Consider the following 12,645-nt stretch of genomic DNA (forward strand, 5'->3'; position numbering starts at 1 on the left):
GGCTGACGCCTGGCCCGTCCGGCGTTTGAGGACGAGCGCGTTCAGCGCGATATGGGGTCTGGGGCGGAGCCCCCAGGGGACGCCCGCACCCACCCCGGGTACCCCACCACCCCACAGCGAGCGCAGCGCCGACGTACGCTGGAGGACCCCGGCCCGGAACACGTGTCGGGTCGTTCGCGTTGCCCACTCCCCGGGATGGAAGCCCTTCATGAGCCTGCACGGTCTGCTCGACGCCGTCGTCAAGGACGCCGCCCTCACGGAAGCGGTGAAGGCCGCCGGCGACGGCAACCGGATGCACATCGACCTGGTCGGCCCGCCCGCGGCCCGTCCCTTCGCGGTGGCGGCACTGGCCCGTGAGGCCGGCCGCACCGTACTGGCGGTGACGGCGACGGGCCGCGAGGCCGAGGACCTGGCGGCCGCGCTGCGTTCCCTCCTCCCGTCGGAGGGAATCGTGGAGTACCCCGCCTGGGAGACGCTCCCGCACGAGCGGCTGTCCCCGAGGTCGGACACGGTGGGCCGCCGCCTGGCCGTACTGCGCCGCCTGGCGCACCCGCGCCCCGACGACCCGGAGACCGGCCCGGTCTCGGTCGTCGTCGCGCCGATCCGCTCCGTACTCCAGCCGCAGGTCAGGGGCCTCGGCGACCTGGAGCCCGTCGCCCTTCGCACGGGCCAGAGCGCCGACCTGGGCGAGATCGTCGAAGCGCTCGCGGCAGCCGCGTACTCCCGGGTCGAGCTGGTCGAGAGGCGCGGCGAGTTCGCGGTCCGCGGCGGCATCCTCGACGTCTTCCCGCCCACCGAGGAGCACCCCCTGCGGGTGGAGTTCTGGGGCGACGACGTCGAGGAGATCCGCTACTTCAAGGTCGCCGACCAGCGCTCGCTGGAGGTCGCCGCGCACGGGCTGTGGGCCGCGCCCTGCCGTGAACTGCTGCTCACGGACGAGGTACGGGAGCGGGCGGCGCGGCTGGCGGAGGAGCACCCGGAGCTGGGCGAGCTGCTCGGCAAGATCGCCGAGGGTATCGCCGTAGAGGGAATGGAATCGCTGGCTCCGGTCCTGGTCGACGACATGGAGCTGCTGATCGACGTACTGCCCGAGGGCTCGATGGCCGTCGTGTGCGACCCGGAGCGGGTGCGGACGCGGGCTTCGGACCTGGTGGCGACCTCGCAGGAGTTCCTGCAGGCGTCCTGGGCGGCGACCGCGGGCGGCGGCGAGGCGCCCATCGATGTCGATGCGGCGTCCCTGTGGTCCATCGCCGACGTACGGGGCCGGGCGCGCGAGCTGGACATGATGTGGTGGTCGGTGTCGCCCTTCGCCGCCGATGACGAGCTGGACGCGGACACGCTGAAGCTCGGTATGCACGCCCCGGAGACCTACCGCGGCGACACGGCCAGGGCGCTGGCCGACACCAAGGGCTGGCTGGCCGACGGCTGGTGCACGGTGTACGTCACCGAGGCGCACGGCCCGGCCGCCCGCACCGTCGAGGTCTTGGGCGGCGAGGGCATCGCGGCCCGGCTGGACACCGATGTGGCCGACATCAGCCCCTCGATCGTCCATGTCTCCTGCGGCTCGATCGACTACGGCTTCATCGACCCGGCCCTCAAGCTCGCCGTCCTGACGGAGACCGACCTCTCCGGCGCGAAGGCGGCCGGCAAGGACGGCGTGCGGATGCCGGCCCGCCGCCGCAAGACCATCGACCCGCTAACGCTGGAGATGGGCGACTACATCGTCCACGAGCAGCACGGCGTGGGCCGCTACATCGAGATGGTGCAGCGCACCGTCCAGGCCGCGACCCGCGAGTACCTGGTAGTCGAGTACGCCCCCGCCAAGCGCGGCCAGCCGGGCGACCGCCTTTACATCCCCACCGACCAGCTGGAACAGATCACCAAGTACGTCGGCGGAGAGTCCCCGACCCTGCACCGGCTCGGGGGCGCGGACTGGACGAAGACCAAGGCGCGGGCGAAGAAGGCGGTCAAGGAGATCGCCGCGGACCTCATCAAGCTGTACTCCGCCCGCATGGCGGCCCCCGGGCACGCGTTCGGTCCCGACACGCCCTGGCAGCGCGAGCTGGAGGACGCCTTCCCGTACGCGGAGACCCCCGACCAGCTCACCACCATCGCCGAGGTCAAGGACGACATGGAGAAGACGGTCCCGATGGACCGGCTGGTCTGCGGCGACGTCGGCTACGGCAAGACGGAGATCGCTGTCCGCGCCGCCTTCAAGGCCGTACAGGACGGCAAGCAGGTCGCGGTGCTCGTGCCCACCACGCTGCTCGTGCAGCAGCACTTCGGGACCTTCTCCGAGCGCTACTCCCAATTCCCGGTCAACGTACGGGCGTTGTCCCGCTTCCAGACGGACACGGAGGCGAAGGCGGTCCTTGAGGGCCTGCGCGAGGGCTCGGTGGACCTGGTCATCGGCACCCACCGGCTCTTCTCCGCGGATACCAAATTCAAGGACCTGGGCCTGGTCATCGTCGACGAGGAGCAGCGCTTCGGCGTCGAGCACAAGGAACAGCTGAAGAAGCTGCGCGCCAACGTGGACGTACTGACGATGTCGGCCACCCCCATTCCCCGCACGCTGGAAATGGCCGTGACCGGCATCCGCGAGATGTCGACGATCACCACCCCGCCGGAGGAACGCCACCCGGTGCTGACCTTCGTCGGCCCGTACGAGGAGAAGCAGATCGGCGCCGCGATCCGCCGCGAACTGCTGCGCGAGGGCCAGGTCTTCTACATCCACAACCGCGTCGAGTCGATCGACCGCGCGGCCGCCCGCCTCCGCGAGATCGTCCCCGAGGCGCGCATCGCCACCGCCCACGGTCAGATGTCGGAATCGTCCCTGGAACAGGTGGTCGTCGACTTCTGGGAGAACAAGTTCGACGTGCTCGTGTCGACGACGATCGTCGAGTCGGGCATCGACATCTCCAACGCGAACACGCTGATCGTGGAGCGCGGCGACAACTTCGGCCTCTCGCAACTGCACCAGTTGCGCGGGCGGGTCGGCCGAGGCCGTGAGCGCGGATACGCCTACTTCCTGTACCCGCCGGAGAAGCCCCTGACCGAGACGGCGCACGAGCGCCTCGCGACCATCGCCCAGCACACCGAGATGGGCGCGGGCATGTACGTCGCCATGAAGGACCTGGAGATCCGCGGCGCGGGCAACCTGCTCGGCGGCGAACAGTCGGGCCACATCGCGGGCGTCGGCTTCGACCTCTACGTACGCATGGTCGGCGAGGCGGTGGCCGACTACCGGGCGTCCCTGGAAGGCGGCGTCGTGGAAGAGCCGCCCCTGGAGGTCAGGATCGAGCTCCCGGTCGACGCACACGTCCCCCACGACTACGCGCCGGGCGAGCGGCTCCGCCTCCAGGCCTACCGCTCCATCGCCTCCGCCAACACGGAGGAGGACGTCAAGGCCGTACGCGAGGAACTCGTCGACCGCTACGGCAAGTTGCCTGAGCCGGTGGAGAACCTGCTGCTCGTCGCGGGCCTGCGGATGCTCGCCCGCGCCTGCGGAGTCGGCGAGGTCGTCCTCCAGGGCAACAACATCCGCTTCGCACCCGCGGAGTTGAGGGAGTCCCAGGAACTGCGGCTGAAGCGGCTGTACCCGGGCACGGTCATCAAGCCCACCGCACATCAGCTGCTGGTACCGCGCCCCAAGACGGCCAAGGTGGGGGGAAAGCCGTTGGTGGGCCGGGAGTTGCTGGGGTGGACCGGGGAGTTCTTGGCGACGATTCTCGGGTCGTAGGAGTCGTAGGAGTCGTAGGAGTCGTAGGCGTTTGGCGGGGTCGCGGGGGGTTTTGATGGGGTGGGGGGCAGTGGTGCGGATCGGTGAACTGGGGCGGGTTACGGGCGCGACTCCCCGCGCCCTGCGCCACTACGAGCACGCGGGTCTGATCGAGTCGCGGCGTGCGGCGAACGGCTACCGCCTCTACGAGGAAGGGACCGTCACCCGCGTACGCAACATCCGCCACCTCCTCGCCGCGGGCCTCACCCTCGACGACGTGCGCGTCTTCCTGCCCTGCTTGGACGGGGACATGACCTCCGGGCCCGCGTCCGGCAAGGCGCTCCAGGTCGCGCTGGAACGCCTTGCCGTGATCGACGAGCGGATCGCGGCGCAGCAGGCGGTTCGTGAGCGCCTGGCCGATGCCTTGCGCGAGGTCACGGGGCGGGTTGTGGGTCCTTCGGTCGGGTGAGGGCGGTTTCTGAGGCTTGTTCTACGTGGGGGCGGCTTCGTGTGGGGCTTCCTGCACGTGGGGACGGCTCTACGTGAGTACGGCGCCTCCGTCCACCGGGAGTACGACGCCGGTGACGAAGGAGGCTTCGGGGGAGGCGAGTCGGGTGATCGCCCAGGCCACTTCCTCGGGGCGGCCGATGCGGCCCAGCGGTGTGTGGGCGAGCTGCCACTCGCGCATCGCGGCGCTGTACTCCGGGGTGAAACCGGAGTGCTGGGCGATGGGTGTCGCAATGGCGCCGGGAGCGACCGCGCAGACGCGGATGCCGTGCGGGGCGAGTTCGACGGCCCAGCTGCGGGTGAGGAGTTCGAGGGCGGTCTTCGTGGCGGCGTAGAGGGAGTTGCCGGGCCAGGCGCGCTGGCCCACGGACGTACTCACGTTGATGATCACGCCCTTGCTCTCGGTGAGTGCCGGGAGGGCGGCCTGGGTCAGGAAGACCGGGGCGGTGAGGTTTGTGGCGAGCAGCGGGTCGATGGACGCGCGTGTGTAGCTGCCGAGGGACTCCGTCCGTACGATCCCCGCGTTGTTGACCAGGACGTCCAGGCGGCCGTGGGTGTCGAGGACGGTGCGGATGAGCTGGGCGGGGGCCCCGTCGGCGGTGATGTCGGCGGAGAGTGCGGTGATCCCCGGATGGCCTTCGGCCGTCTCGGCGAGGGGCTCCGGGCGACGGCCGACGACGATGACGCGGGCGCCCTGCGCGGCGAACGCGTGGGCGGTGGCGCGGCCTATGCCGGTGCCGGCTCCGGTGACGAGGACGGTTCTGGGGCTGTGCATGTCGCTTGTGCCGGTCGTGTTGATGGTGTGGTTCGCGGTGTTGGCGCTGGTTTCGTTCGTGTCGTTCGTGTCGTTCATGGAGAGATCGTCGAACCCTGACGCCGGCGTCAAGGTCAAGCCCGATTTCAAGGCCAGGGACTGAAGGCCAGGGACTGAGGGGCAAGAGGCAAGGCCAAGCCGGTCAGGCTGACTTGGGCCGGAACAGCATTTCCGACAGCGTGCGGAAAACCTCCTCGGGATCCTGGTCGCCGACCGGGCCGTCCAGGTTGTGGCCGAGGAGCAGCGTGGCGAAGCCGTGGGCCAGGGACCAGGCGGCGACTCCGGCGAGGCGGGCGTCGACGCCGCGGCCCTCGGGCGGGACGGCGGACACCGCGGTGCGCAGGCGTTCGCCCGCGAGGGTGCGGGCGGTGATCAGCTCCAGGTCGTTCGCGCGGAGCAGCTCCGGCGTGAACATCACCTGGAAGTGCGCCGGGTGCTCGCGTGCGAAGCGTACGTAGCGGACGCCCCCGTCCTTGAGATCCGCGGCCTCCGACAGCGTGGCCGCCAGCAGCTCGTAGCCCTCGGCCGCGATCGCGGTGAGCAGGCCGGTGCGGTCCTTGAAGTGGTGGGCCGGCGCCGCGTGCGAGACGTCGGCGCGGCGGGCCAGGTCACGCAGGCTCAGCGCGGACGGACCGTCGGCGCTGATGACGTCGAGCGCGGCATTGAGGATCGCGCGGCGCAGGTCGCCGTGGTGGTAGGGGCGGGGGCCCTCACCGGTCATGGCGATGGCATCGGTGTCGGCGCGGTTGGGGGTATCGCTACTCGCGTTGGTGTTGGCAGGGGCCATGGTCAGCAGCGTACGCGGAATCTAGGCATTGACAAGTTGCGGAGATTTCGGCAATCTTGTCAGTGTCAAGTTATGGGGTGCATCGCGACGATCGATGCGGGGCGAGGGGGTGGGTCATGTCTGAGAACGTCAGCGAGGCGAGCAAGCGTGGCGCGGTGGAAGGCGACCGCGTCGAACTCGGCCGGGTGCGCCAGCTGTGGCACCTGCTGGAGCCGCTGCACGCCGTGCTGTATTACGCACCGGAGGCCTTCGAGGAGGCGGCCGCGCTCGGGTACGGGATCGAGGAGCGCTGGCCGAGCTACTTCCCCTTCCGCGCTGCCCCGTTGGGGGAGACCGGGAGCGGGCGCGTGACCTCCGCCTTCTACAGCTTCAGCCCGCGCATGGTCAGCGAACACATGGACTCCGCGTGGCGGACAGCGACTGCTGAGCAGGTGCTGAGGGCACGGGAGCGGGCTGTCGACCGGGCTTACCGCGCGATATTCGGCGAGCGCATATCCAGTCCCGAACTGGCGCAGGCCGCCTCGCTGGCCCGCCGCGCAGCCGAGGCCGCGAACACCGCAGGTCGCCCACTGGCCGCCGCCAACGCGGAGTTGGCATGGCCGAAGGCTCCGCACCTCCAGCTGTGGCACGCGGCAACGATCCTGCGTGAGCACCGGGGAGACGGCCATCTCGCGGCCCTGCTTGTCGCGGGGCTGGACCCCGTCGAATCCCTCGTCTCCTTCGCGGCGATCGGCGCGGCCTCCGTGGAGCGCTTCGAGAGCCGTGGGTGGAACCCCGAGGAATGGGCCGCCGCACGCCAACGGCTCGTCGGGCGCGGCCTGTTGACCGAGACGGGTACCGCCACTGACGCCGGCCGCGAGCTGCGCCGCCAGGTCGAACAGCACACGGACGAGCTGGCCGCAGCTCCCTGGCAGGCGATCGGACCCGACGCCGTGGGACAACTCGCAGAACTTCTGGGTGAGTTCTGGGTCGCGGTGCTCGGCTCGGGGCTGCTGCCTTCGGAGACGACGCTGGGAATTGGGAAGGTTTGACGGGGGCTGGGGAGACTGACGCGTAGAAAAGAGGGGAGACGGGAGGGAGCCAGAAGGCGCTCATCCAGAGGTCCTTTCAGAGGTGACTCGCGCCGGCCGTGCACCCGGCGTGCACCTCTTGCCCGTTGAGGGCAGGTATGGCGCGAACATTCGGGCCGTTACCGTGGGGCCGGGGGACACGCGTTCGTACAGGTCCTAGACAGTTCGTACAGGTCCTAGACAAGGGGAGAGCGTCGTGGCGCGTCTGCGGGGTGGGGGTGCGGGGTCCGCGCTGATGGTGTTCGTAGTGGGCGTCAGCCTCGGTGTCAGTGGCTGCAAGGTCGAGCCCGAGGACGGAGCCGCGGGCCCGGAGGAGACGGTGGCAGGCGGCGCCGCTCTCACCGCCGTGGACTCACTGACCGTCAAGGGGCGTGCGCCCAAGACGGGTTACACCAGGGAGAAGTTCGGCACGGCCTGGGCCGACACGGACTCCAACGACTGCGACACCCGCGACGACATACTCAAACGGGACCTGGATGACGTGAAGTTCAGCGATGGCGACTGCAAGGTGTCCTCCGGGGTGCTCAACCCGGACCACTACACGGGCAAGGACGTGACGTTCACCCGCGGTCGCAGCCTGGTGGACATAGACCACGTCATCGCGCTCTCGGACGCCTGGCAGAAGGGCGCCAAGTACTGGGACGCCGGCAAGCGGATAGCTCTGGCCAACGACCCGCTCAACCTCCGTGCCGTCGACTCCAGCACCAACCGCAGCAAGGGCGACGGCGACGCGGCGACCTGGCTCCCGCCGAACAAGGCGTACCGCTGCACGTATGTCGCCGCCCAGGTGGCCGTCAAGAAGAAGTACGAGCTGTGGGTCACCAGCAGCGAGAAGGCCGCGATGAAGCGGGTACTCGCAAGCTGCCCCGACCAGAAAATACCGTCCGGCGGCAACCCGACGGACGCACCGGCCCGCTTTCACGCGGACTGAGGGCGGCGCCGGTGATGCTGGGCGCCATCTCGATCGTGGTCGCCCCGCACGCCCAGGGCGGCGGTCTGTCGGCCCGGATGCTCCGGGCGATGCGGGACAACGCCTACGCGCACGGCTTCGGTGAGATCGTCGCACCCGTCCGCCCCAGCGCCAAGCACCTGGAACCGCGGACGCCGATGGAGGAGTACGCGTTCCGCAAGCGCGCCGACGGGCTGCCGCACGACCCGTGGCTGCGCGTCCACGTCCGGGCCGGCGGTGTCATCGAGGCGGTGGCGCAGGCGTCGATGACCGTGGCGGCCTCGCTGGCGGAGTGGCGCGACTGGACGGGGCTGCCCTTCGACACGGAGGGCCTCGTCGAAGTTCTCGGCGTACTGGTGCCGGTGCACTGCGAACGGGGCCGGGGATACGCCGTGTACGTCGAGCCCAATGTGTGGGCGCGACACACCCTTTGACGCATGCCCTTTGACGCATGCCCTTGACGTATCCACGTGACGTATCAACCGCCACCCGGCCGAGCAACCGTCGAGTTCCAGAGACTCCCAGGGGGTCCTCAGGGACTCTCTGAGGTTCCCTGGACTCCCTGGGACGCGGGCGAAGTGATCGGCCCGGCAACGGTTCGGTACAAGCCGGGACCGGTTGTCCTTGTCGGCCTATACGCTCGGACTTCGAACTTGTCGGTCCTTCCTCATCAGTCCGTCCCCATCAGGTAACCGGGAGAAGTCATGTACGGCCACGGCGCGGCGCCGCCCTCCCGTAGTTCGGGCACCGTCATCACCCTCCGTGTGCTGATCGCCGCCGCCGGATTCCTCACCTGCGGACTGCTCGCGTGCGTCCCGCTGTTCAGGGTGGCCGTGCTGCGCGGCAAGTGGTTCGACTGGGCACTGGCCTGGGTGAGTCTGCCTCTCGCGATCGGCGGTCTCGCCGTGATCGGCTCGCTGCCCGAGGAGGACGCCAGGACCGACGTCGCGCTGGCCGTCATCCTGCTGCTCGGCGCGTTCGCCTCCGTGCACTTCCTGATCGCCGACATCCAGCACCACCGTCAGGGGCCCCCGTTCCCCGGCTACATACCCCAGCGGCCGCCGGTCGCCGGATACGGCTACCCACAGGCCGCTTCCCCGTACGCCGCCACGCACTCACAGACGCCGATACCGCCGACTCCCGCGCCGCACACCGCCGTTCCGCCGCACACCCCCGTCCCGCCGCACGCGCCGCCGCAGCGCCCCGCGCCCGCCCGGATAGACCAGGTGCGCGCCGAACTCGACGAGCTCAGCGACTACCTGCGCAAGCACGAGAGCAACCCCGAGGACGGCCGGTGAGCGTGGCGGCAAAGCGTATGGTCGCCGACCGCTATGAACTGTCCACGCTCATCGGGCAGGGCGGCATGGGCCAGGTGTGGACGGCCTACGACCAGCGCCTGGACCGACGTGTCGCGGTCAAACTGCTGCGCCCCGACAAGGTCGCGGGCCAGGAGGCCGACGAGCTGCGCCGCCGCTTCGTGCGCGAGTGCCGCGTCACCGCGCAGGTCGACCACCCCGGCCTGGTCACGGTTCACGACGCGGGCAGCGAGGGCGAGGAGCTGTTCCTCGTCATGCAGTACGTCGACGGGGCCGACCTCTCCGACCACCTCGCCGAACACGACCCCTACCCCTGGCAGTGGGCCGTCGCGGTCGCCGCGCAACTGTGCGCCGTGCTGAGCGCCGTGCACGCCGTCCCGATCGTCCACCGCGACCTGAAGCCGCGGAACGTGATGGTCAAGCAGGACGGCACGGTCACCGTCCTCGACCTCGGGGTCGCCTCCGTCATGGACACCGACACCACCCGCCTCACCCACACCGGCTCACCCATCGGCAGCCCCGCCTACATGGCACCCGAGCAGGCGATGGGCGGCGCGGTCGGGCCGTACACCGACCTGTACGCACTCGGCGTGCTCCTCCATGAACTCCTCAGCGGAGACGTGCCGTTCTCGGGCTCGACCGCCCTCGGCGTCCTGCACCGGCACCTCTACGAGCCGCCGCTCCCGGTGCGCCAACTGCGCGCCGAGGTCCCGCCCGCCCTGGAGGACCTCGTCCTGCGCCTGCTCTCCAAGGACCCCCAGCACCGGCCGGCGTCCGCGCAGGAGGCGTACGAGCAACTGCTCCCGCTGCTACCGGCGCGTGGCATGCCCACCGGCGCCCCACTTGACCCCATGCGCCCCTTCCTGCGCCCGCACGCCCCCTGGCCGGACCGTGCGCGCACGCCCGCTCCCCAGCCACAGGCCGCGCCCGCGGTGGAGAAAGCGGAGAGGCCGGACGTCGTGGGCGCCGTCGACGAGGTCAAGCGTCTCCTCGGTGAAGGGCGCATCACGCAGGCCGTCGACATCCTCGGCGCGATCCTCCCGGCGGCCGCCGCCGAGCACGGCGCGCACTCCGCCGTCGTACGCACCCTGCGCAAGCAGTACGCCGCCACGCTCATGGACGACGGCCAGTACCGGCGCGCGCTGCCCGAACTGCGCCGTCTCGCCGACGAACGGGCAAGCGAGGCGGGCCAGTCCGACCCGCAGTCCCTGCGCTTCCGCTACGAGGCCGCCCAGTGCCTCGAACAGCTCGGCGAACCCGCTGCCGCGCTCGCGGAGTACCGCGCGCTGCTGCCGTACTACGAGAACCAGTACGTCGCCGGTGACCCCGAAATCTCTCTCGAAGTCCGCCGTCGCATGGGCCACCTGCTGCTGGCGCTCGGCGACCGCGGCGCCGCACACGACACACTGGTCCGGCTGATGCACGACGTGGAACGCCTGTGCGGGCCCGGGTATCCGATGGTGGCGGAGATCAGGCGGACCTTGCAGTGGCTGGGGCAGGTGCGCGGATAGAGCGCGCACGGGGTGAGAACACGGACGGTTTTGCGCCGGCTTGGCCGATTCTTGTGATGATCAGGGCCCGGGGTTTTCCGAACGCGGGTGCGGCACCGGATACCGTGCGATCCGCCTCCGTGTCGCAGCGGACGCAAAGCCGGCACACAACCAGAGCGCGACCAGAGCGCCCAGAGAACTGCCAAGCACCAAGAACAACCTGAACACAACTAGGGGTGGGGTCACGCATGTCCAGCCATCGTCAGTCCAAGAAGCGCAGATACGTGGCATGGGCCACGGCCGGTGTTGCCGTGGTCGCCGGAGCCGGGATCGCCGCGCAGAACTCGATGGCGGCCACCACATGGCCCGCCCAGCGGACGTACACCGGCCGCGCCTTCGACGCCTGCACCGCGCCCTCCCTCAACGCGATGAAGGCGTGGCACGGCGGGCTCTACGGCGCCGCCGCCGTCTACATCGGCGGCAAGAACCGCGGCTGCGCCCAGCCCAACCTCACCGCCTCTTGGGTCAAGTCGGTCAGCACGGTCGGCTGGAAACTCATCCCGCTGTACGTCGGCGCCCAGCCGCCCTGCCAGACCGGCTCCAGCCCCGAGAAGATCACCGCCGCCACCGCCGCCTCACTCGGCGCCACCGACGCCGCGGACGCCGTGACGAAGGCCTCCGCCCTGGGTATGAAGGCCGGCAGCCCGATCTACCTGGACATGGAGGCGTACGACATCACCAACACGGCCTGCAACAAGGCGGTACTGACGTACGTGCGCGCCTTCGACAAGGCCCTGCGCGGCAAGATCTACCGCTCCGGCTACTACGGCTTCTCCAGCTCCAGCGCCAAGGCCATCGCCGTCGAGACCGACCGCACGGACCTGCCGGGCAACATGTGGTACGCCCTATGGGACAAGCAGAACAGCACCACGACCGACTGGCCCTTCGCGGCCAGCCTGTGGACCAACCACAGCCGCGCCCACCAGTACATGGTGAACAGCAAGGAGACCCGCGGCGGTTACACGATCACCGTGGACCGCAACGCGTGGGACGCGCCGGTGGCGATCACCGGCTGACGACGCGCTCCGGGGGCGGGTCAAGCCATGGGCTCAGGACGCGGGCTCAGGACGACGTGCTGGTGCGGCGGTGCCTGAACTGCTTGCGAATCGTTGGTCGAATGGGTGGCCGAGAGCTGGGCCACTGCCTACCATCGATCACCGCAAGACTTTGTGCACCGCCGCACAATCTCCTCGGGAGGCTTCCTTGCACCGCCGCCGCACCGCGCTCGTCCTGTCCGCCGCGATCGTCGCCGCGGCCCCCCTTCTCACCGCCTGCGGCAGCGAGGCGCACCCCGGTGCCGCGGCCGTCGTCGGCGGGCAGCGGATCACCGTCGCGCAGCTGGAGAGCCGCGTGAACGAGGTGCGCACGGCGCAGCGCGCCGCCTCCACGGACGAGGCCCAGTACAAGCAGGCCGTCTCCCAGACCAGCAGCCTCACCCGCGACACCCTGCACACCCTGGTCCTCGACCGGGTCCTCGACGAGGCCGCGGAGAGTGCGGGCGTGAGCGTCACCCGCAAGGACACCCAGCAACTGCGCACGTCCCTGGAGCAGCAGGCGGGCGGCGCGAAGGCGCTGGAGTCGGCCTGGCTGCAGCAGTACGGGGTGGCGCCCAAGCGTCTCGACGACAGCCTCCGCACCGAGATCGAGGCCCAGAAGCTCGCCGCTGCGATCGGCGCCGACATGAACACCACCGAGGGCCAGGCCACCTTCTGGAAGGCGATGTCCGAGGCCTCCAAGAAGCTGGACGTCGACCTGAACCCGCGCTACGGCGCCTGGGACGTCCAGAAGAGCAGCCGCGTCGACGTGAAGACGCCGTGGCTGCGGGAGGTTACGGCGGCCCAGACGCCGGAGACGGCGTAACGGACAGCCCGGAGGGCCGGGGCCGGGGCTGTGGATAAACGGTTCCGCGGCCGGGCCCGCTGCCGGTGTCGTGC

The 12,645-nt window shown here is 70.2% G+C and carries 10 protein-coding genes and 1 pseudogene; 9 read left to right on the top strand and 2 right to left on the bottom strand.

Translation table 11 applies throughout. The features are described 5' to 3' along the window. The first annotated feature begins 208 nt into the window (after positions 1-208). Together mfd and ACFWP7_RS20645 are read left to right on the top strand one after the other, a co-directional pair. Positions 209-3,739 (top strand): transcription-repair coupling factor, encoded by a 3,531-nt coding sequence (mfd, locus tag ACFWP7_RS20640; RefSeq protein WP_384382992.1) that lies wholly within the window; start codon positions 209-211, stop codon positions 3,737-3,739. A gap of 73 nt (positions 3,740-3,812) precedes the next feature. Further along, positions 3,813-4,187, top strand: a complete 375-nt coding sequence (locus ACFWP7_RS20645) for a MerR family transcriptional regulator (RefSeq protein WP_384383066.1) — start codon at positions 3,813-3,815, stop codon at positions 4,185-4,187. Between the two features lie 69 nt (positions 4,188-4,256). Here the strand turns inward: ACFWP7_RS20645 and ACFWP7_RS20650 are convergent, their stop codons facing one another. Then, positions 4,257-5,000 (bottom strand): SDR family NAD(P)-dependent oxidoreductase, encoded by a 744-nt coding sequence (locus ACFWP7_RS20650; protein ID WP_384383067.1) that lies wholly within the window; start codon positions 4,998-5,000, stop codon positions 4,257-4,259. 181 nt (positions 5,001-5,181) lie between these two features. Further along, positions 5,182-5,760, bottom strand: coding sequence for a TetR/AcrR family transcriptional regulator (locus tag ACFWP7_RS20655; protein ID WP_384383068.1), 579 nt, complete (start codon positions 5,758-5,760; stop codon positions 5,182-5,184). Between the two features lie 182 nt (positions 5,761-5,942). Between ACFWP7_RS20655 and ACFWP7_RS20660 the strand changes: the two genes are divergently transcribed. The 7 genes and pseudogenes from ACFWP7_RS20660 (at position 5,943) to ACFWP7_RS20690 (ending at position 12,571) form a co-directional block, all read left to right on the top strand. After that, positions 5,943-6,857: a hypothetical protein gene (locus ACFWP7_RS20660; RefSeq protein ID WP_384382993.1), complete on the top strand. Its 915-nt coding sequence runs from the start codon at positions 5,943-5,945 to the stop codon at positions 6,855-6,857. Positions 6,858-7,092: 235 nt separating this feature from the next. After that, positions 7,093-7,827: an HNH endonuclease family protein gene (locus tag ACFWP7_RS20665; RefSeq protein ID WP_384382994.1), complete on the top strand. Its 735-nt coding sequence runs from the start codon at positions 7,093-7,095 to the stop codon at positions 7,825-7,827. Positions 7,828-7,844: 17 nt separating this feature from the next. Next, positions 7,845-8,279: pseudogene (locus ACFWP7_RS20670) on the top strand (N-acetyltransferase); the annotation flags it as partial. Between the two features lie 270 nt (positions 8,280-8,549). Beyond that, on the top strand, positions 8,550-9,143 hold the full coding sequence (locus tag ACFWP7_RS20675) for a hypothetical protein (RefSeq protein ID WP_384382995.1): 594 nt from the start codon (positions 8,550-8,552) through the stop codon (positions 9,141-9,143). A 17-nt stretch (positions 9,144-9,160) separates the two neighbouring features. Further along, positions 9,161-10,672 carry a protein kinase gene (locus tag ACFWP7_RS20680; protein WP_384383069.1) on the top strand — a complete coding sequence of 504 codons (1,512 nt, stop codon included), beginning with the start codon at positions 9,161-9,163 and terminating at the stop codon, positions 10,670-10,672. 227 nt (positions 10,673-10,899) lie between these two features. After that, the gene (locus tag ACFWP7_RS20685) at positions 10,900-11,727 is read left to right on the top strand and encodes a glycoside hydrolase domain-containing protein (protein WP_384382996.1); all 828 of its coding nucleotides are present in this window, start codon (positions 10,900-10,902) and stop codon (positions 11,725-11,727) included. 187 nt (positions 11,728-11,914) lie between these two features. Then, complete coding sequence (locus ACFWP7_RS20690; protein ID WP_384382997.1) at positions 11,915-12,571, top strand: SurA N-terminal domain-containing protein; 657 nt, start codon at positions 11,915-11,917, stop codon at positions 12,569-12,571. The last annotated feature ends 74 nt before the right edge of the window (positions 12,572-12,645 follow it).

The organism is Streptomyces sp. NPDC058470, assembly GCF_042721055.1.
In the GTDB taxonomy this organism is placed as follows: Bacteria; Actinomycetota; Actinomycetes; order Streptomycetales; family Streptomycetaceae; genus Streptomyces.